This window comes from Chloroflexota bacterium, from assembly GCA_014360905.1.
Classification (GTDB): Bacteria; Chloroflexota; Anaerolineae; order UBA2200; family UBA2200; genus JACIWX01.
Genome location: JACIWW010000001.1, coordinates 150,688 through 171,386, shown reverse-complemented (window position 1 = coordinate 171,386; position 20,699 = coordinate 150,688). Strand labels below are relative to the sequence as shown.

The window sequence follows — 20,699 nt, the reverse complement described above, 5'->3', positions numbered from 1 at the left end:
AAGGATGATTGCGTTGTACTGTCATGGATTGACTGGCCAGACCCTAGTAAGGCGCTCGCTTGCTGATCTTGAAAACGTTTTTATGGCGCTGACGTTCCTGATGTTCCAGGCGTTGCCCAGTGTGTATTCGCCACGCATGCGATAGCCAGAATTGGTCCACAATCCGAGGTTAGGCGTCCAGCCAGTGAGTGTGCCGTCCTCAAAGTGGTCAGTGAAGCCAGTCGGCGGCGGTGGGAATATCTTCAAGAGCACCGGCAAGTGCAACTGGTAACCGATAAAGACGGTAACTTGGGCGCTGCTCTCCATGCTGTCACTGTCAACAGCCGTGAGTGTAATGACATGCTTGCCCGATGACAGCGATTGCACCATTATCTCGTCTCCGCTGCCCAGTGGGCCATCGCGGTCAGAGTACCAGTGCATGAGCAAGTCAGCAAGGGGGCTATCCTCCCGGTCGAAAACGAGACCGCTCAGCATCAAGGATGTCCCCGGAGGAACCACTAGGCCGTTCTCCGGCACGGCGATAAAGACCTGCGGCGGCTTGCGCTGCACTGCAAATGGCTCACTTGTTGCACTGGACGTGCGCACTCCATCCGAGGCGTAGACTCTGACTCGTGCTGTCTCCGTGCCTGGGAACTGATCTCCGCGCACTAGTAACTCTGGCTCCTGCAGGCGGGTGGCGACAACCTCCCAGGTTTCGCCATTGTCGCGGCTGAAAGCCACGTCGAACCATAACACGCTGCTATCTGGATCACTAGCTTGCCATTCAATGTGGTACTGCCCGTCGGGAACCCACAGTTCCCCACCCTGAGGCAAAGTCAGTTCTACCGTCGGTGGGTGCGCGCTGACGATCCGCTCTGCCAAGAGCTGCTCCCCCTGCCGGATCTGAATCCTGGCTGTGTCAGGGTACCAAGGCAGGATCTCGTAAAACGGAAGGCTGCTGTTCTGCGTTCCCGGCGCTGTCGCCCCCGGCAGCAGAGTGTGCGTCGTAGCCTGCACGTTAAAGCGGCGCTCGAACAGGGTCGAACCATTCTCCGCCAGCAGGTGCAGTTGATATGGTCCCGTGCCTGGTCCGTCGTGGGAGCCAGCCGGGCGCTCCAGGATGGACCATGGATCAAGACTGGCCTCTCCTGCACCGATGAAGCCCGAAGCGAATAGATAAGGCCGCAGATCAGCGTTCGAGCCGTGCGAGTCTCTCATTTGAACGCTTGCTCTATCATCCTCTGCCTTGCTGGCTGCCGCCGTGCTCCCACGGTAAGACAGTATGGCGCGATAGGTGTACTCCGACACCCATTCGTCTTGGCAATAACTCATCAAGTCATACGAGGTCTTGGGCACCACGTAGCCATCGGGATACGATGGCACCTTGTCCCCGCCGGCAAAGTTCCAATCCCAGCCATAGTCGGCGATTATGGCATTGGCATAAGGGTAGGGCGCTGCTACCTCGCCATCGGGTAGTCCACAGGGGGCATGCCCCCGGTTAAAGTTGTGTCCTAGCTCGTGCACCAGAATGTCGGCGCCATCCTCCAGGTTCTCGTGTTGCACGGGCACGCGGCCAATGGCAGCATGGCCTGCCATGTAGGCAAGGCCGGAGATGCTGCCCTGAGCTACCTTGAACGGTATCATACCATACCAGTGTGCATCGGATGGCATCGAGGGATTCTTGTTCCTTAGGTCATTGATCTTCGCCAAGAGTTCGCTCCAGCTTGCTTGCTCCGGTCCGATCGCCTGGCTCCAGTTCAGCACAGGATTCGGGGGCAAGTACCACTGGATGTCCCCCACCGGTAGCACCTTTTTCAGGTAGCCCTGCAGGTTCCCAGGCATGGTCCAGTCTACGATCTCGTTCTTTCCACCCTCTGCGTACCAGATCCAGATGGGCACGATGCGCAGGGGAGGGGTGGTGACGAAGTTGAGGTTCACCGTCTTTTTGTTGTTGTTATAGTTGCTCTCGGGAATGGTGCCAAATGGATTCACCTCCACTTCCAATGTTCCCGAACTAGACACGCCGTGGAGGTAAAAGTTGAGGGTGTCGTTGAACTGCGCTCGGTCGGGGGTCAATTTGGCAGTAATGGTGGGGTTGATAGGCCAGGCAGTGAGCTGTTGCCCGCCTACCTTGGCAATGGCCCGCGCCGAAACATTGGGTACGTCTTGCATGGAGCCGCTGACCTTGATGTACACGCGGGCAAAGGTCATCTTCCCGGCAACCATGGGCACGGCATTGTCTGGGCAGTTGGGGTTGTCCTTGCACTGGATGGACTGTGTTACTTCGATGGCATCTACCTGCAAATCCAGGGCAATGGGCGTGGGCGATTTGGTGGGGGTGGGAGTCACAATGTGCGTGCCCAACGGGACATAAACGGTCAGGTAAGGGGGATTGCTGCCCTCGCGACTGGAAAAGATGCGCGTCCAGCCAGCGCCCTTCTCCTCGCCGAGTAGAGCCATGCCATAGTTCCAGGCAGGGTGGCTGACCCACTCCTGGACCAGCGCGGTCGCGTCCCAAACCCGGTAGCCGGGCTCCAGGCCTACAACCTGGTCAGCGCTGGCAACCAAGGCGTGGCCAGGCTGTTTGTTCCACGTGACAGGTGGCAGAATCCAGCACAGGGGTCCCTCGCACCATTCCTCTTGAATTGCGTGCACTGCCATGCACACCTTGGCGTCTCCCCCTGCTTCCTGCAAATAGACGTGCAGTGTGGCTTTAAGGACCTCGGTGTTCCAGGGGATGGCCGAAAGGTCGAAGAAGAGCAAGGCTTGCTCCGACAGGGGAGTAGCGCCGGCCGTGTAACTCGTGTGCAGCATGCTGGAGTTACCGTAGTTGCTGCTGGGCGAACCCTGGCTGATGTGCGCGTCAGCGACCGCAGGGAACGTGAGCAGTCGTTGACCGACGAGAGATGTGACAAAGAACTCGTTGCTGTCGTAGACACCGGACCCAACCTGCTCAAACTGCAGCCAGCCCTCGCTGGTGAGGCGGCCGCCGCTCTGCGAGTTCGCGCCAGCTACATGGATATCTTCGTTTCCCAGAGCCAGGTTGAGATAGAGCTCCTCATCGCTTGACGGAATGGCCGATTCGAGCACGAAGCGTCCTAACCCATCGGTGCGCACCGTAGTCACGAGTGTGCCTATGTCGCAGTAGATCGGTGCTTTCAAGAGGTGCACAGTAATGTCGGGTAAGGGGTGCGCCCGATTGCCCGGCTCACCTAGGTAGACGACCCCGCTGAAGGTACGCGGGATGAATTCGACGGGCCGCGTGTGCGTTGGCGTGGGCACGACGGTGGTGTTGGTAGGCGTGGCAGTCCACGTCGGTCCGGTGTCAGGGCCAACAGGAGTGAAGGTGGGCGTGGGTGTACGCGTGCGTGTGGGCAGAACGGTGGTGTCGGTAGGGGTAGGCGGTTTGACGTCAGGACCAACAGGAGTGAAGGTGTGCGTTGGCCCGACGAAGGTATCCGTGGGTGTGGGTGTGCGCGTCGGCCGGATGACCGTGTCGGTGGGCGTGGGCGTACGCGTTGGTCGGATGACCGTGTCAGTTGGCGTCGCAGTTTCCCGTACCTGTAGCCAGGACTTGCTGTCAGTTCGCTGCACGGGCAGGCTCTCGTGTTCTGCGACAGGCGTTACCTCCATGCGGAGGTTTCCTAAATTGAGAGCGAACACGACAAATACAAGAACAAGCAACTTCAGAATCCTCATCCTGTACTCTCCTTCCCTCGGTTCATCTCCACGAAACGCCCGATAAAGTCCAGCATGCCCTCTGTATCAGAGAATATGGCACTTTCTCTGCTTTGCACATGCTCAATCCGCCCTCGCCAATGGGCTCCTTCGGCTGACCGCTCCGTCCACAGGCGCACAACGAAGGTATTCATCACAGGGAGCGATCCTCGTTCCATGTCTTTTTCCTTTATCTCCGCTTTCCTCATCGTAGTAGAACAACCAGTTAAGCAACCGTGCCCGCTGGCACGGCCTGCCTGAGGCACCTGTGCTCTGACAGGCAAGGGACGGTTGTCACCGCCGTAGCCGCGAGGTGCCTTGCGCAGGGCTAGCCCACTGTTCCTTCTCTTTCCCGTTCTAGCGGTTGCGTCGAACAAGCGACAGGTACAGCGTATAGCCCAACGTCTTGAATACACCGCCATCTGTCCCAGCATAGACCGTGGCTGGATGCTGCGGGTCAATCGCCAGAGCCTTGACGTTGTTAGTGGTCAGCCCAGCGTTGACTGCCCTCCACTGCTCCCCACTGTCGGTGCTCTTGAATACGCCCCTGACCCAAGTTCCGGCATAGAGCGTGGTTGGGGTCTGGGGATCAATCGCCAAGGCTCTGACGAAATTGCTGGTCAGGCCAGTGTTGACTTCCCTCCAGTTCGCCCCGCCGTTGATGCTCTTGAACACGCCACCATCTGTCCCGGCGTAAAGCGTAGCTGGATGCTGCGGGTCAATCGCCAGGACAGCAACCTTAGCATTGGTTAGGCCGGTGTTGACTGTGCTCCAGTTCCCCCCGCCATTTGTGCTCTTGAATACACCGCCACCCCAGGTTCCGACATAGAGTGTCGCTGGACTCTGCGGGTCAATCGCCAGGGCATGGGCATGCGTATCGGTCAGGCCAGTATTGACTGCCGTCCAGTAGACCCCGCCGTCTGTGCTCTTGAACACACCGCTCCCAGTCGCAGCGTAGAGGGTGGTTGGGGTTGTCGGGTCGATTGCCAGATCCTGGATGTAGGTATTGTACAGGCCAGTGTTGACTGTGCTCCAGTTGCCCCCGCCGTTCGTGCTCTTGAACACCCCGTCGCCGTGTGTCCCAGCATAGAGCGTGTCTGGATGCTGTGGGTCAATCGCTAGAGCGTCAATGAATGTATTGGTCAGGCCAGTGTTGACTGTGCTCCAGTTGCCCCCGCCGTTCATGCTCTTGAACACCCCGCCGCCGTATGTCCCAGCGTAGAGTGCAGCCGGATTCCGTGGGTCGATCGCTAAGGCATAAACCCAGTGGGCGAGCAGGCCACTGTTGACCGCCGTCCACTTCCCCCCACTATCGGTGCTTTTGAACACGCCGCTTCCTGTCCCGGCATAAAGTGTGGCCGGGTTCTGCGGATCGACCGCCAGCGTCTCAGGGTAAGCATTGGTCAGGCCAGTGTTGACCGCGCTCCAGTTGCCTCCACCGTCTATGCTCTTGAATACGCCGTCGCCGACTATGGCAGCATAGAGCGTAGCCGGATGCTGCGGATCAGTCGCCAGGAACTGGACGTAGATCAAGTACGTATGGTGCCAGTGGGGCAGCCCGCTGTTGACCGCGCTCCAGTTGCCTCCGCCGTTTGTGCTCTTGAAGATGCCGTCACCCCACGTTCCGGCGTAGAGCGTGGCCGGCGTGTGGGGGTCGATCGCCAGGGTCCAAACAACGGTAGCGGTCAAGCCGCTGTTGACCCAGTTCCCGCCGCCGTCTGTGCTCTTGAACACGCCGCCATATGTCGCGGCATAGAGGGTGGCCGGCGTCTGCGGGTCGACCGCCAGAGCCTGAACCCAGGTATTGGTCAGGCCGGTGTTGACTGCCGTCCAGTTACTCCCGCCATCTGTGCTCTTGAATACACCGTCCCATGTCGTCGCGGCATAGAGTGTAGCTGGCGTCTGCGGGTCGATCGCCAGGGCCTCGATGCAGGGCCTGGGCAGGCCGTTGTTGACCGGTCTCCAATTCCCTCCGCCATCCGTGCTCTTGAACACACCGCCCTCAAATGTCCCAGCGTAGAGGGTTGTTGGCGTCTGGGGGTCGATCGCCAGGGCCCAAAAGTAGGTATTGGGCAGACCGGTGTTGATTGCCGTCCATTCTCCCCCACCATTGATGCTCTTGAACACGCCGTTCCATGTCCCAGCGTAGAGGGTTGTCGGCGTCTGCGGATCGATCGCCAGGTCCAAAATGCCTCCACCTTCAGGCCCAATGCTGATCCAAACAGGCGGCCCAGGCGGAACGCCAGAGGCCTGTGTCTTGAACGCGCCGCTGCCCCATGTCCCGGCATAGACTGTGGTCGGTGTCTGCGGGTCGATGGCCAATGCTCTGACGTAGGTGTTGCTCAGGCCGGCGTTGAGCGCGCTCCAACTTCCGCCGCCGTCCGTGCTTTTGAACACGCCGCCGCCCCCTGTCCCGGCGTAGAGCGTGGTGGGTGTCCGTGGGTCGATTGCCAGGGCCACAATGTAGGTATCGGTCAAGCCAGCGTTCACGACGCTCCAGTTCCCGCCGCCGTCCGTGCTCCTGAACACGCCGGCGGGTGTCCCGGCATAGAGAGTGGTAGGCGTCTGTGGATTGATCGCCAGGATCCTAACGTATGGACTGGCCATGCCGGTGTTAGACACACTCCAGCTCGCCCCGCCGTTCGTGCTCTTGAAGATGCCGCCACCCCACGTCCCGGCATAGAGCGTAGCCGGTGTCTGCGGGTTGATCGCTAAGGCCATCACGTTGGCATTCGCCAGGCCGGTGTTCACCGCGCTCCAGCTCCCCCCGCCGTTTGTGCTCTTGAATACGCCACCGCCTGTCCCCGCATAAAGCGTGGCTGGCTGCTGCAAGTCGATCGCCAGGGCCCCGACATAGGGATTGGTCAGGCCGCTGTTGACTGCGACCCAGTTCGCCCCGCCGTTCGTGCTCTTGAACACGCCCCCGGCATGTGCGCCGGCATAGAGCGTGGCCGGGTTTTGCGGATTGATAGCCAAGACCATCACGTCGGTATTGGTCAGGCCAGAGCTGATTGCACTCCAGTTCGCCCCGCCATCGGTGCTCTTGAACAATCCTCCCTCCGTTCCGGCGTACACTGTGGTGGGTGTCTGAGGATCGAGTGCAATGGCCCTGACGTTGGTAGCGATAAGGCCGGTGTTGACCGCGCTCCAGTTTCCTCCGCCGTTCGTGCTCTTGAATACACCGCCTCCGTCTGTGGCAGCATAGAGCGTAGCCGGATTTTGCGGGTTGGTGGATAAAGCCATGACGTTGCCATTGGCCAGGCCGGTGTTGACCGCGCTCCAGTTTCCTCCGCCGTTCGTGCTCTTGAACACCCCGCCGCCGTATGTCCCAGCGTAGAGTGCAGCCGGATCCTGGGAATTGATTGCCAGGGCTATCATGTTGCCATTGGCCAGGCCGGTGTTGACTGCACTCCAATTTGCCCCGCTGTTGGTGCTCTTGAAGACGCCGCTACCACCTGTGCCAGCATAGAGTGTGGCCGGGTCCTGAGGGTTGATTGCCAGAGCGTTGATGGGGTAGACAGTGGTTAGGCCGGTGTTGACTGCACTCCAATTTGCCCCGCTGTTGGTGCTCTTGAAGACTCCGCCTGCGGATGTCCCGGCGTAGAGCGTGGCTGGGTTCTGCGGATTGATCGCCAGAGACTGGACGTAAGCACTGGCCAGCTCTGTGCTCACGATGCTCCAGTTGCTGCCGCCATTCGTGCTCTTGAACACGCCGCCACCCCAAGTGCCGGCGTAGAGCGTGCTTGGCGTTTGTGGGTCGATCGCTAGAACCCTGACATCGGTGTTCGTCAGGCCGGTATTGACCGCGCTCCAGCTTGCGCCGCCGTTGATCGTCTTGAGCACGCCGGCGGGCGTCCCAGCATACAGTGTAGCCGGTGTCTGCGGGTGGATCGCAAGGGCCTGGACGTAGCTATGAGCCAGTTCAGTCAGGCCGGTGTTGACCGCAGTCCAGCTTGCGCCGCCGTCCGTGCTTTTGAACACGCCGCCGCCGAATGTCCCGGCATACAGCGTGGCCGGATGCTGCGGATCAACTGCCAGGGTGCAGATGTTTCCACCTTCGGGTCCGATGCTGGTCCACACATTAACCTCGGCAGGGGCGCTACATGGCTGAATGAAGCTCATCAGGAAGGCCAGTAAGCTAATTATCAGTATCTTTCGTGTGGTTGTACATCGCATGATATACTCCCTTCAGGGTGGCAAGGTTTCTCAACACTCTCATACCAAGGTCAGGGTTTTGGGTGACTGAATCATAGTATCAGCACGGACCTTGGCAGGTTTGTCCGGCTCCAATCTGGTACTATCGCCAGTTTAGCACAGGGGTATCAAAAAAGCGTCAAATTCCGCTCAATGTGCAGCGATAATGACGTCCTTCCAGAACCACCATCTGAATGGTGATAAGGGGAGCTTGACCCAGGGCTTGACCAGGAGGTGCAGCCGCTCGTGAGTCAGGGGGATAAGCGCTGCCTCCGCGATCAGGATGCGCTCGGCTTCTCCAAACAACTGCATGCGTTCGACAGCCTGCGGTGTTTGCCTGGCTTTTTCCACTAGCGTGCTGTACGCCGTGTTTTGCCACCCTGTCCGCTGCCATTGCAAGCAGACGCGTAGGAAATTATCGGGGTCGGGGTAGTCAGCCGCCCAGCCACTGAGGAAAAGGTGGGAGGATTTGTCTTCCACCCTGTGCATGAAGCTGGGCAGAGTCGGCAGCTCGAAGGGAACCAGAATGTGGAGGTGCTCTTGCCACTGCCTCTGTAATTCGCTGGCTAGAGGCCCCGTACGTGGATAAGCGTCGCATTGCAGCTCCTGGCTTGGAAAGCCACTCCCTCCGGGGTAGCCAGCTTCCGCAAGAAGTTGTTGAGCTCGCTCTAGGTGGTAAGGCAGAGCAATGCCTGGTGAATAACCGAGCATGGCTGGTGGCACTAAACCACCACTTGCCGGCGAGTGGATACCACCTGTGGCTACATTGACTAGCCTCTCCTTGTCAATAGCCAAGGCAAGAGCCTGTCGTACACGCATGTCATCAAAAGGCGGTTTCCTTGTGTCAAAGGCCAGATACCAGGTGGTAGGACATGGGACGGAGATATAGTCCTCGGCGTGTATCTGGCGCAAGCGGTCCAGTTCGGCTGATACCAGGCCCCGCAAATCGAACAAGTCTAGCTCGTGCGCATCATAGAGAACTTTCGCAGTGTCCCTGCCAAGGAGGCATAGCTCCACGTGTTGCACGTTACCCCTGGAACGACTGGAGTAAGCTGGGTTGCGTACCAGTGTCATGGATTCGCCATGCCTCCAGGCTTCGATCTGAAAGGGGCCATTGACTACCAGATGAGCTAAGTCAGTCCAGGCTGGCCCGTGCTGTTGCACCACAGAGTGCGGAACTGCATAAGCCACCGGGAGAGCCAAAATTTGCAGGAAATAACCCGCGGGTTCGGCTAGTTCGATGGACAGAGTGGTGTCGTTCAGAGCGCTTACGCCGAGCTGTGTCTGGTCAAACATGGCTCCTTCGTGATAAACTTTGGCTCCTTTGATATCATACAGGGCACTGGCCAGCGGCGCGCCAGTTTTAGGGTCCAGCGCCCTTTTCCAGGCAAACTCGAAATCATGTGCTGTTACCGCATGGCCATTGCTCCACCGCGCGTCCTCCCGGAGATAAAAGACGTAGCGGCGACCCCCGTCGAGAACTTCCCAACTCTCAGCGATTGAGGGCAGGATTTCCATGTCCGCGCTCAGCTCCACTAGGCCACAGAATAGCTGGTCTATCACGCCCCCAGAAGCGGTCTCACCTGATAGGGCAGGGTCAAGGGTAGTCGGGTCCCACCATGCCACGCGGAGTGCATGTGGCGCGGCGGCTAGGCGAGCTGGTTGTTGCGCCTGAGCCTTCTTCCAGAGAGTGAATCCCTGCTCGTAGGCGCGGTGGGCCGCGCGAAACTGGAAAGCATTGTGATGAGCGAGTCCTGTCTTCATCCATGTGCGAGCGGCCAGGTCAGGTAGGTCCAACTCCTCCAATAGTGGTAATGCTCTATGATAGAAATCCAGCGCCTCGCTGTGAGCGCCAAGCAGTCGTGCCCGGTCTCCAGCCTGTAGGAGATAGCGGAACGCCTTTTCAGTGAGTTCTGGTGCCACCAAGCGGCCATGCTGAAAGTGAAAGGCAAGCTCACCTGCCAACTGTTCTATCTTACTCCTGTAGATGCACTCCATGGCCTGTCCCACCAAGGCATGTAAGTACTGCCTCCGCCGCAACGGAAGGCTAGCATAGACAACCTCTTGGATCTTTTGATGGACAAAGGCATAGTCACGACCCAGGGGATCCATGTGTTCTTCGATCACTCTATACCGGAGCAAGTCGTCCAAAGCCTGCAGTGTTTCTTCTGTGTCATGCTGCCACGCGGTTCGGAGCAGGTCGAAGTCAAATTCCATACCGGCTACAGAGGCAACATGCAATGCTTCCTGCGCTGCCTCGCTCAGCTGGTTCACTCGGGCCTGCACGGCCGCGCTGATGCTTGTAGGGAGCGGAAGATGCCCACAGCTCAATCGGGCAAAGTCGCCACTCCACACTCCCTCTTCCCTATACAGTGTGCCCGTCTCAAATAGTGCCTGGACGGTTTCCATAAGAAAGAAGGGGTTACCCTCCGTTTCTGCGTGCAAGCGTTTGGCCAAAGGTAGAACGCTGTCCCCTGCGCCCGACATCTCAATGAGCAAGTCCTGCACTGCTGCAGCGGAGAGACAAGCAAGCCTGAGCAGCTTGCAGTATCCCTCCTGAGACAATACCGACATCAGCCCATGTAATGGATGTCCGACACCGACCGATTCTGCGCGGAACGTGCCTACAATCAAAATGGGAGAATGCAAGGTTTGACGGACCAGATAATGGAGCAATTGCAGTGTCGAATCAGTGGCCCAGTGCAGGTCTTCGAGGACCATAAGGATTGCCTCGTGAGAGGATAACTCGGCCACGAATCGGACCACGCTGTCAAACAAGCGTGTCCGTTCTTCATCCAGGCTATTTAGCACTGGTAGCGAAAGCCCTGGGCGGCGCTCGGCCAGTTCAGGTACCAGGCGCGATACCTCAGCTAGCACCCAGGTTGGGAAGCACTCCAGTTCTGTTGCTGATATGGTTGGCAAGATGGAGCGCAAAGATTCGGCGATGGGCTGGTATGGCAGATGCCGCTCGAACTCGTAACAACGGCCCCACAGCAGGCGCACCCCCCGCCAATGCAGACGATTGGCCAGCTCCTGCGCGAGACGGGTTTTGCCCACACCTGCCTCGCCCTCGATCAGCACAAAGCCGCCTTTACCTTCTGTCGCTGATTGCCAGCTCTCCAGCAAGAAGGCTAGTTCGTTCTCTCGTCCAACCAGTCGTGTAGGTTCTGCAATCTGTGGTGGGCCGTATGTGCGCGGAGCTGTCGGCACCGGGTTTGGGGTAGTGATTTGGACAGCATCTACAGCTGGGACTACTGGATGCCGGCCATCCAGGATGCGCTGGTAAAGCTCAGTCGTTTCCGCTGTCGGCTCAACATCTATCTCTTCCCGGACGATGGCACGGCAACGTGCATATTGCTGCAAAGCTGCGTTGCGCTGTCCTAATTGGCAATAGGCCCGCATGGCCGCACGATGCGCATCCTCTCGTAACGGATCACACTCCAGGAGACGGAGTGCAGTAGCCAATGCTGCGCGATGATTTCCCACTGCCTCGTAGCCAGCTATCAGACGCGAGAGGCCTTCCAGGAAGAGGCTCTGCAGCCGGTAGCGTTCGTTGATTACCCAGTCATCATAAAAACCATCGAGGAAATCACCTCGATAGAGCGTTATTCCGCGCTGTAGAGTAAAGAGGTCGTTGGCGCCTAGAGCGGATTCGCATTCGTCTACATCAAGCCATAGGTTCCCTTGTGCGACAAACTGGACGGTGTATACATCGCTCTGGATGAACTGTTCAGTGGGTAGGCAACGACGGATATGCCATAGCGCTGTAGCAAGGGAACGGCGTGCCTTGTGCATTGGTTGTTCTCCCCAGAACAGATCAACCAAGCGGTCGCGAAGTTGTGGCCGGGTGCGGTTCATCACCAAGTAGGCGAGCAAGGACTGCGCTTTACGCGTGGCAGGGGTCGGCAAGGGCTGGCCATCCCAGCTGATCTCCAGCGGACCAAGGAAATACAGCCTCAAAGCAGGCATGGTGAGTCCCTTTCTATTCAGTACTCCGTGGGGAACCCCTCACGAGTGCAGTTGACAACGAAGGAACTACTGCTATCCAAAGACAACAGGCTGTGCCAATGTGATTATAGCACACTCCTGATGCTTATGCCAAATAGCTAGCACGGTTCGGGCAAGTTGTTGAATAGCAGATGTCACCGAATAAGCGGATGCACCATGCCGCTATTCGTGGTGGCACTTATTGATGATCGTCCATCACTGCCCGGGCGCAGCTGGGTGGTTATGCGACAGGGATGACCGTACCACCGGTCATGCGCACCAGAGCAGTGGGCGTGAGGCGGAAAACAGCGTGAGGCGTGCCGGCTGCTGCCCAGATTTCGTCATACTGCAGCAAATCATGGTCAATATAAGTTGGAAGCGGCTGGATGTGGCCAATAGGTGGCACGCCACCAATGGCAAAACCGGTTTGCTCGCGCACATAGTCGGCATCTGCTTTCTCGACGGGCTCGCCGATTAGTTGCGCGAGCATTTTTTCGTTCACGCGGTTAGCACCGCTGGCAAGGACTAGGATGGGCTTGTGCGTCTCTTTGCCACGGAAGACCAGGGACTTGACGATTTGCCCAACGGTGCAGCCCACGGCTTGTGCGGCTTCGGCAGCCGTGTGCGTGCTTTGTGGCAACTCCAGCACTTGGTATGGAAAGCCCAAGTGCTGGAGTGCTTCCTGAACTCTTTGTACGCTGGGTGGCAGTCGCTTCGGTGCTGATTGCTGGCACAACTCCTGCCTCCTCTAGCCTCCCGCTGTAACAGTCATCAATAGGATGCGATCTCCTTCCTGCACAGGCATATCCATGTTAGCAGCGCGGCGGCCATTCACATGGAAAAAGTGCGGTTCCACGAGATCATGTGTCCCTGGAGTGATGAGCGGTCCCAAAAAGGCAGGAAATCTCTGTGCCAGAGCTGCACCAACGTCGCGCAGGGTAGCGCCATCGTTTACCTCTATCTCCGCTTCTGTTTCCTTGCTCAGACGCCGTGCAAGTCCACAATAGAAGCCGATGGTGAGCTTCATAGCGGTTCATCCACTCCGCTTTAGGCCTTAAGTTTTGCAGCCACGTATCCCAGCCCCAGTTCCTCCAGTTTTTCCTTAGTTGGGATACCTGTTTCTTTATTCCATCCCCGGAACTCATAGTAGTAGTCTAGCATTTGGCGGAACTGGTCCTCTGGGATGGCTTCACCCTGATACAGACCTTCGGGAAGCGGCTCCATCAGCCGTGTGGGTAGCACATCGTCTTTTCTCGAAATCCCCTCCCGAACGTTGAAAGCACGGCAAAGGTTGAATGCCCTTTCTCCGACGGTCATCAGTTCAGCCAAGGTGACATCCCATCCGGTTGCGGCTGCTACTATATCTTTGATCGTCTGCAACCTGACGCCGCCTTCGGGCCATGATGCATACATGCACACAGAGAGGCTATCATAGAGAGCCTTAAAGTCCCCTAAAACCTTAACCATCCTGGCTTTCTCTCTCCCCATATCTAGCCTGTCTATTGTCTTGTCTAGGCCAATTTCGGGGAATAGCCAGGCAGGATCCTCGAAGAAGTCGTCGTGTTCGGCTTGAAGGTGGCAGGCTCCCCGATTAGAGACAGCATAGGACAATCCAACGCCTTTCTTTCCTCTGGGTTCGTGCATAGGCACTTCCTGCCCCTTAATATGCATAGCAAAACTCTGGGCGCCTCTGCCAATTTTCTCCGCTGCTCTCTTGACTCCTTCAGCCAGCAGATTGCCAATGCCTTCTCGTTTGGCAATCTTCTCGATGAGCTGGATGATCGCTTGGTCGCTGCCCCAAGTCAGCTCCAGCCCACCAGTGTCTTCCTTAGTGATCAGGCCCTTCTCGTAGCATTCCATGGCAAAGGCGATCGTCACGCCGGTCGAAATGGTATCTAGCGAGTACTTATTGCAGAGTTCGTTGGCCTTGCACAAGACAACCAGGTTGCCGTTCATGCACAGGGAGCCTAAGGCAGCGGCCGTCTCGTACTCTGGTCCACCATAGGTTGGATCAACCTCGTACGGCTCTTTGGCAGCAACTACCAAGTTGCATGTCACGGGGCAGGCAAAACAGGGATCCCGTCTTACCAAGATTGTTTCTGCGATGGTTTCTCCAGTGATGTTTTCATAATCATCGAAGGTGCATTTTTGGAAGTTCTTCGTTGGCAATCGGCCTGTGGCATGGAGGTCATCCAAGTCACCGTCGCTGCCATACTTATGCAATAGGTCTTTGTAGGCACCTTCCCACACTTCCTGATTTGCTTGCTTAGCGAGTTGGAGGACTCGTTCGCGGTCTACAAGCGGGATCTTCTGGGTGCCACGAACCGCAATCGCCTTGAGCTTCTTTGAGCCCATCACGGCACCCATGCCACTTCTGCCGTTAGCATGGTGGATATCGCTCAGCACACAAGCGTACCTCACCAGATTCTCGCCACCTGGCCCTATCAAGGCGATCCGTATATGCTCATCTTTCAGCTCCTCTTTGATCAACCTTTCGGTGTCCCCGGTGATTTTGCCCCACAGATGGCTGGCAGCTCTGATCTCAGCTTTGCCATTGTGGATCCACAGATAGACTGGCTTTTCAGCCTGCCCCTCGATGATAATAGCGTCGAAACCAGCGAATCGGAGTTCTGGCCCGAAGAAGCCGCTGGCGTTCGACTCTCCCCAAATGCCGGTTAGTGGTGATTTGCCCGCAATGACGTAGCGGCAATTTCCGCCGAAAGGCAAGCCCGTCACCACGCCGGCGGCTACAACCAGTTTGTTCTCAGGGCCTAGAGGGTCAATGCCGGGCTTGAGTTCATCAAACAATATTTTCGCACCCAAGCCTCTACCGCCAAGGAAGGCTCTGGCAACGTCCTCTGCCAACTTCTCGACCGTTATTCTGTTGTTGGTGAGATTCACGCGTAGGATTTTCCCCATGTAGCCGAACATTTTCACCCTCCTTCTATGTGGTTTAGTTTAGGTATGTCTCCATTTCTGCATTGCCGCGCCTTGATCGGCTGGCAATGCCATCTGCGCATAAAGTGCGAGGAACCCCGTCTTGGTCTTGGGTTCTGGTGCGCGCCAGTGGGCTAGGCGTCTTTGAATCTCTTCTTCCGGCAACTCCACGTGCAACTGGCGAGCGGGGATGTTAATCTCAATCATATCCCCATCTTCGATGATGGCGATAACGCCGCCCTCCATGGCTTCTGGCGATACGTGACCCACAATGGGACCGCGGTTGAACCCAGAAAAACGGCCATCGGTAATCAGTCCGACCGAACCCTCCAGGCCAATACGATATAGGGCATCGGTAGATAGCATCACCTCCTTCATGCCTGGTGCGCCTTTGGGGCCTTCATAACGCACCACGATCACATCGCCAGGTTGGATTCTGCCTTCTATAATCGCTTTCCAGGCTTCTTGGTCGCTGTTAAAGGTTTTCGCTGGACCTCTGTGTACTAGCATTTCCTTCTTGATGGCAGAGGTGCGCACGATGGCGCCACGAGGCGCGATGTTTCCCTTGAGCACAGCCAGACCGCCCTCGGCTTGCACCGGCTGATCCCTGCTGGAGATAGCAGGGCCCCGGCTTCCACGAACTTGTTGGACATTTTCACCCACAGTCCTGCCATCAACGGTCAAAGCACTGCCGTCGATCAGGTCTCCCAATTCTTTCAGCAATGCAGGGACTCCCCCCGCCTCGTGGAAATCAACTACCGTATGAGGGCCATTGGGGATGACAGAAGCTAAAAGCGGAGTCTTACGGCTGATTTCATCGAACAAATCCAGTTCTATTTGTATTCCAAGCTCTTTTCCCATGCTAATGATATGGAGAGGTGCATTTGTGGAGCCACCAATCGCTGCATTCACGACGATAGCATTCCTGAGGGCTCTCTCATCGAGGATACGAGAAGGACGCACATCCTCTTTCACCAGTTCAACAATACGCTGACCGGACCGGCGAGCCACCTTTAATCTATCCGCTGAGATGGCGGGAATTGTGGCTGAGCCAGATAGAGCCATGCCCATGGCCTCGGTCAGAATTTGCATAGTGTTGGCAGTCCCCATGACCGGACAGGCGCCAGGCCCAGGACAAGAACATTCCTCCATTTCGCGCAGGTCTTGTTCGCTAATGTGCTTCAGGGGGAGGGCACCGAACACTGCCTCATTCACATCGGGGGCTAATACCGTGCCTTCGCGCCATTTTCCCGCTAGCATTGGCCCGCCAGTGACCATGATGGAGGGCAAATCTACCCTAATTGCGCCCATGAGGTGGCCGGGGATAATGTTGTCGCACGAAGCCAGTAGGACCAAGCCATCAAACAGATGCACCATGGACATAATTTCTATGGACGCCGCAAGGACATCGCGGATCGCCAGCTCGTACTTCATGTTTTCTGTCCCGATAGCGATGTTGCCGCAGGTAGCAAAAAGTCCAAACTCGAACGGGACTCCTCCGGCCTGCCAGATTCCTGCTTTTACCACTTCCGCCAGTTGCCGGAGATGCATGTGTGCAGGCGAGGCTTCTGTCCAAGAGTTGGCTACTCCGATCAATGGCTTGCCAAAATCATCGTGTGTGTAGCCAGCACCTTTGTATATCTGCCTGCGGTGTGCCGCCTGTGGACCGACAAAGAAGTTATGCCGTGTTTCCAAGCTTACCTCCTATCCTCATTTCCCGGTTACCAGGTCAAGTGCCGCTTTCAGCCTCTCAAGATCTTCTTCCAGAGGTGGCAACAGAGGTCTTCTGGGCTTTCCTAGCGGACGTCCTAGCAATTCCGAACCGGCTTTCAGGTATTGGACAAACGACCCTTCGAGGTCAAGCATATCTCCCAGGGGCAGCATCCGGTAATACAGCTCTCTGGCTTGGTCAATTTGCCCCTTGATTGTAAGTTCGTACAGCTCAACGCATCGGGCGGGAATGATATTGGCTGAACCAGATACCCAACCATCAGCGCCCATGAGCCAGCATTCCAACATGACGTTGTCGCAGCCAACGAAGACACTCATCTTATCGCCGCATAGTCTCTTAATCTGCCCAACACGCCGGATATCACCAGTGGCTTCTTTGACATAAGAAATATTATCGATCTCAGCCAGCCGTGCCAGTAGCTCTGGACGCATATCCACTCCGCTAGTCACCGGATTGTTGTAGATCATGATCGGGATGCGTACGCTTTCAGCCACAGCTTTGTAATGCTCATATAGTTCCCGTTCGCTGGGGTGGCAATAGTAGGGGGCGACGACCATCAAGCCATCCGCACCGGCCTGTTCTGCATACTGAGAATACATAATGGTATGTTGGGTGGAATTGGCTGCCGAACCCACCAGCACAGGCACCCTGCCACGCGCTTGCTCAATGGTGATGTCCACCACTCTCTTGTGTTCTTCGTCAGACAGGGAGGCAAATTCCCCTGTGCTGCCCGTTGCGATAATGCCATGAATCCCCTCTGCAATCAAAAAGTCTATATGTCTCCTCAGTGCTTCCTTGTCCAACGATTCATCGGCTTGGAAAGGAGTGAGCATGACCGCATAGACCCCACGCCACTTTTCCATTACATAGCCTCCTTAGGAGCCAAAATCAACGCCGTACAGTTTTTCCTGCTTTCCCAGCAGAAACCCGGTGGGGAAGGGGTCTCTGGGGTCGAGCACGAACTGTTGGATGCCCATGATATAGGCGCTGCCTTTGATCGTGGGCACGACCGCAGCAAACGGACCGACCTTGGTCTCCTCAATTAGCCGACCGTAGAAAAGGCTGCCGATAATGCTCTCGTGGACGAATTCCTCGTGCAAACCCAATTCTCCCTTGGCGTAGAGCGTAGCCATCTTGGCGCTTGTCCCAGTGCCGCAAGGAGAGCGGTCTATGCCAGCAGGGGGCACCACAACCGCGTTCTTCAGCGTGGCTTTTGGGTGTGTTGGCGGCGCAGAGAACTCTACATAATTGATACAATTGATTTCTGGAGCTTCTGGGTGGTGGATCTCTACCTGTTCATTGACTGCTTGCCAAATCTTAGTGCCACATGAGATAATTTCGTTCGCATGCTCTGGTGAGATCTCCAAGCCTACACTCTCTGCGGGCAGGATGGCGTAAAAATTGCCGCCGTAGGCAATGTCCACCTTTACCCGCCCTATTCCTGGGACATCCACCTCTACATCTGCTTTATAGAGAAAGGAGGGGACGTTCTGAATGGTTACAGACTCCGCCATGCCATCTTTCACTGCCACGTCGGCTTGGACTATGCCGGCAGGGGTGTCGAGCACAATCCTGGTCATCGGCTCTTTCACTGTCACCATGCCCATTTCCACCAAGACGGTGCAAATGGCAATGGTGCCGTGCCCGCACATGGTCGCGTAACCACCTGGCTCTAGGTAGAGCACTCCAAAATCTGCGCCATCCACTGTGGGTGGAATGAGCAAGGAAGCATACATGTTGCTATGCCCCCGAGGTTCGTGCACGAGAAAGGTACGGAGGGAGTCCAAATGGTGGCGCACGTATTTCAGTTTCTCCAACATAGTCTCCCCAGGGATGGGCGGCACTCCTCCGATGACCACTCTCTCTGGGTTGCCCCCGGTATGCGAGTCAATTGCGGTAAGTATTCTGCTGAATTTCATCGCGATCGTCCCCTCCTAATTTCTGCCTAATAGGCTATCTTGTCCGAACGGGCATCGCCTATGGCGTCCCCTGCATGTCGAGATGCAGAATGGTAGGTGCGCTCTCGAGCAAGGGACCAAACTATCGCTTATGAAGCTTATTCTATTGAAGCGAGTTCAGTTAAATATCTTTCCAGCACTTGGTGCACTGCTGGGTCCAATGGTTGATAAGGCGCTCTGGGACGGCCAGCTTTCTGTCCGCCAATCTCAGCGGTCGCTTTGAGGTATGCCACCTCATTTTCGGAAGTGAGGTAGCCGCAAAGTTGCGTGAACTTGCGGTACAAGGGTATCGCTTTGTTCAGATCCCTATTCATACAGGCATTGTACAAAGCCAGCACCGCTTTTGGAACGGCAATCCCGAATAGCGACACGATTCCCTTGCCCCCTAACAGGACATCGCTGAACAGCCATCCCTCGCCACCGGAGAAGACGTTGATCTTGTCGGCTATTTTGGTGAGCACATTCACCCGATGCCAGACGTCGCCATTGGATTCCTTTACTGCCTTGATGTGCTCCAGCTCTAGGAGCCTGTCCCAGAAGGCAGGAGTCATGTTGAATCCCCTGGGAAGAGGCGGATAGTTGTAAGCCATGATTTGAATCTCATCCACCACCTCGTTGATGGCGCGATAGTGTTCGAAAACAACCTCCTCGGTGGGGTTAATCACGTAGGGAGGCGCAATCATGACCCCATCGGCACCGGCGCGTTCAGCATACTTGGTTCGGCGAATACATTCCTTCGCATTCTGGAAGGTAGTTCCCACAACGACTGCCAGCCTTCCAGCTGCGGCTTGCACTGCCGCATCTACAACCAGGTTGAATTCTGCTTCGCTGGGGGCATAGAATTCTCCCATGCAGCCGAAGATGATGAAGCCATGGACGCCCGATTTGGCCAGGAACTCAACGTTATGCGCCAGTCCATCCAAGTCAGGCTCCTGGTTTTCTTTTATAGCAAAGGGTAGCAGAGGGAAAACACCTTCCAATGGCTTGCGAGCACTTTTTGATTGCTTGTCCATAAGCGAATACCTCCTCGATAATTTGATTAGCCTTGTATTTTGACCTACTGAAGGGCGAAACCATCTTTTGTTCGTCGGGTGCTGGTTTACCAGTCTAGTCTAGAACTCGGCACCCCATTTGCTCTTTGGCCCCACATAGAATCCATGCGGCCAGGGATCCCTGGGATCGAGCACGAATTGCTGAAGACCGCTGATGTAGGCGCTGCCTCTGATCGTGGGCACGACTGCAGGGAACGAACCTACGGTTGTTTCCTCTATGAGTTTGCCATAGAAAAGGCTGCCAATGATGCTTTCGCTGACAAACTCTTCATTCAATTTGAGTTCACCCTTGGCATAGCGAGCAGCCATTTCTGCTGATGTCCCCGTACCACATGGGGAACGATCTATGGCTTCAACCCCATAGAGGACGGCATTCTTTGCCGTTGCTTTCGGATTGGTGGACGGTGCTACAAACCGCACGTGAGTGCAGCGGTCAATAGCCGGGTTTTCCGGATGCGCGATTTGTACCTGATCAAAGACCGCTTCCCTTATCTTCGAACCCTTGTCCACGATCTCTTTGGCGCGTTCGGGGACCAGTTCCAAACCTACGCTCTCTGCAGGGAGAATAGCATAGAAATTTCCGCCCCATGCAATGTCTAGCCTCACTTTTCCCAGTTCGGGCACGTCAACCACCACATCGCGTTTATAAAGGAAAGCAGGGACATTTTGGAAAGTCACATCCTGTACCTGGCCGTTTGCAACGCGCACTTTTGCTCTGACGAGCCCAGCTGGGGTATCCAGGACAATATTGGTCACCGGTTCCTTGGCTTCCACCATGCCTGTTTCCACCAACACTGTGCAGGTAGCAATAGTCATATGTCCACACATGGGCAGGAAGCCGCTGACTTCGATGAAGAGCACCCCCACATCTGCTTCTGGATGCGCCGGCGCAGTGATGATGCTACCAGACTGGATGTTGCTGCCACGCGGTTCAAACATGAGCATCGTGCGCACATCGTCTAGATTCTTCTGCGCCCACAGCCATTTCTCGACCATGGTTTTCCCAGGAATAGGAGGGATTCCGCCTATGACAACTCTCGCTGGCTCCCCTTCGGTGTGTGAATCCACCGCTGTGATGAGTCTATTAAATCTCATCGTTACGTGCCTCCTTTTAAGTATTGATAACGAACAACCAGATTACAT

At 56.4% G+C, this 20,699-nt stretch carries 12 protein-coding genes; all 12 read right to left on the bottom strand.

Annotated features, from left to right (window positions below):
- Window positions 1–21 precede the first annotated feature (21 nt).
- The gene (locus H5T67_00810; protein MBC7243859.1) at window positions 22–3,678 is read right to left on the bottom strand and encodes a DNRLRE domain-containing protein; all 3,657 of its coding nucleotides are present in this window, start codon (window positions 3,676–3,678) and stop codon (window positions 22–24) included.
- Complete coding sequence (locus H5T67_00805; GenBank protein ID MBC7243858.1) at window positions 3,675–3,875, bottom strand: hypothetical protein; 201 nt, start codon at window positions 3,873–3,875, stop codon at window positions 3,675–3,677. The genes H5T67_00810 and H5T67_00805 overlap by 4 nt, the downstream gene beginning before the upstream one ends.
- Before the next feature lie 178 nt (window positions 3,876–4,053).
- Window positions 4,054–7,872, bottom strand: a complete 3,819-nt coding sequence (locus H5T67_00800; protein ID MBC7243857.1) for a hypothetical protein — start codon at window positions 7,870–7,872, stop codon at window positions 4,054–4,056.
- A gap of 168 nt (window positions 7,873–8,040) precedes the next feature.
- A complete protein-coding gene (locus tag H5T67_00795) occupies window positions 8,041–11,859 on the bottom strand; it encodes an AAA family ATPase (GenBank protein MBC7243856.1) in 3,819 nt (1,272 codons plus the stop codon).
- A gap of 259 nt (window positions 11,860–12,118) precedes the next feature.
- Entirely contained in the window at window positions 12,119–12,586 is a 468-nt protein-coding gene (locus H5T67_00790; protein MBC7243855.1) for a YbaK/EbsC family protein, read from the bottom strand.
- Between the two features lie 39 nt (window positions 12,587–12,625).
- The gene (locus tag H5T67_00785; protein MBC7243854.1) at window positions 12,626–12,904 is read right to left on the bottom strand and encodes a MoaD/ThiS family protein; all 279 of its coding nucleotides are present in this window, start codon (window positions 12,902–12,904) and stop codon (window positions 12,626–12,628) included.
- Window positions 12,905–12,924: 20 nt separating this feature from the next.
- On the bottom strand, window positions 12,925–14,808 hold the full coding sequence (locus H5T67_00780; GenBank protein ID MBC7243853.1) for an aldehyde ferredoxin oxidoreductase family protein: 1,884 nt from the start codon (window positions 14,806–14,808) through the stop codon (window positions 12,925–12,927).
- Between the two features lie 27 nt (window positions 14,809–14,835).
- Window positions 14,836–16,509, bottom strand: coding sequence for a dihydroxy-acid dehydratase (gene ilvD / locus H5T67_00775; protein ID MBC7243852.1), 1,674 nt, complete (start codon window positions 16,507–16,509; stop codon window positions 14,836–14,838).
- Window positions 16,510–16,524: 15 nt separating this feature from the next.
- Entirely contained in the window at window positions 16,525–17,409 is an 885-nt protein-coding gene (gene dapA, locus H5T67_00770; protein MBC7243851.1) for a 4-hydroxy-tetrahydrodipicolinate synthase, read from the bottom strand.
- A gap of 12 nt (window positions 17,410–17,421) precedes the next feature.
- Entirely contained in the window at window positions 17,422–18,465 is a 1,044-nt protein-coding gene (locus H5T67_00765) for a proline racemase family protein (GenBank protein MBC7243850.1), read from the bottom strand.
- A 137-nt stretch (window positions 18,466–18,602) separates the two neighbouring features.
- A complete protein-coding gene (locus H5T67_00760) occupies window positions 18,603–19,517 on the bottom strand; it encodes a dihydrodipicolinate synthase family protein (protein MBC7243849.1) in 915 nt (304 codons plus the stop codon).
- A gap of 99 nt (window positions 19,518–19,616) precedes the next feature.
- Entirely contained in the window at window positions 19,617–20,651 is a 1,035-nt protein-coding gene (locus tag H5T67_00755; GenBank protein MBC7243848.1) for a proline racemase family protein, read from the bottom strand.
- Window positions 20,652–20,699: the final 48 nt, after the last annotated feature.

What these genes read in the sequence shown, in the direction of transcription:
- H5T67_00755 (MBC7243848.1), bottom strand. Translation starts at nt 20,651, where the DNA reads ATGAGATTTAATAGACTCATCACAGCGGTGGATTCACACACCGAAGGG.
- H5T67_00765 (MBC7243850.1), bottom strand. Translation starts at nt 18,465, where the DNA reads ATGAAATTCAGCAGAATACTTACCGCAATTGACTCGCATACCGGGGGC.
- H5T67_00810 (MBC7243859.1), bottom strand. Translation starts at nt 3,678, where the DNA reads ATGAGGATTCTGAAGTTGCTTGTTCTTGTATTTGTCGTGTTCGCTCTC.
- H5T67_00760 (MBC7243849.1), bottom strand. Translation starts at nt 19,517, where the DNA reads ATGGACAAGCAATCAAAAAGTGCTCGCAAGCCATTGGAAGGTGTTTTC.
- H5T67_00805 (MBC7243858.1), bottom strand. Translation starts at nt 3,875, where the DNA reads ATGGAACGAGGATCGCTCCCTGTGATGAATACCTTCGTTGTGCGCCTG.
- H5T67_00785 (MBC7243854.1), bottom strand. Translation starts at nt 12,904, where the DNA reads ATGAAGCTCACCATCGGCTTCTATTGTGGACTTGCACGGCGTCTGAGC.
- H5T67_00780 (MBC7243853.1), bottom strand. Translation starts at nt 14,808, where the DNA reads ATGTTCGGCTACATGGGGAAAATCCTACGCGTGAATCTCACCAACAAC.
- H5T67_00800 (MBC7243857.1), bottom strand. Translation starts at nt 7,872, where the DNA reads ATGCGATGTACAACCACACGAAAGATACTGATAATTAGCTTACTGGCC.
- H5T67_00795 (MBC7243856.1), bottom strand. Translation starts at nt 11,859, where the DNA reads ATGCCTGCTTTGAGGCTGTATTTCCTTGGTCCGCTGGAGATCAGCTGG.
- dapA (MBC7243851.1), bottom strand. Translation starts at nt 17,409, where the DNA reads ATGGAAAAGTGGCGTGGGGTCTATGCGGTCATGCTCACTCCTTTCCAA.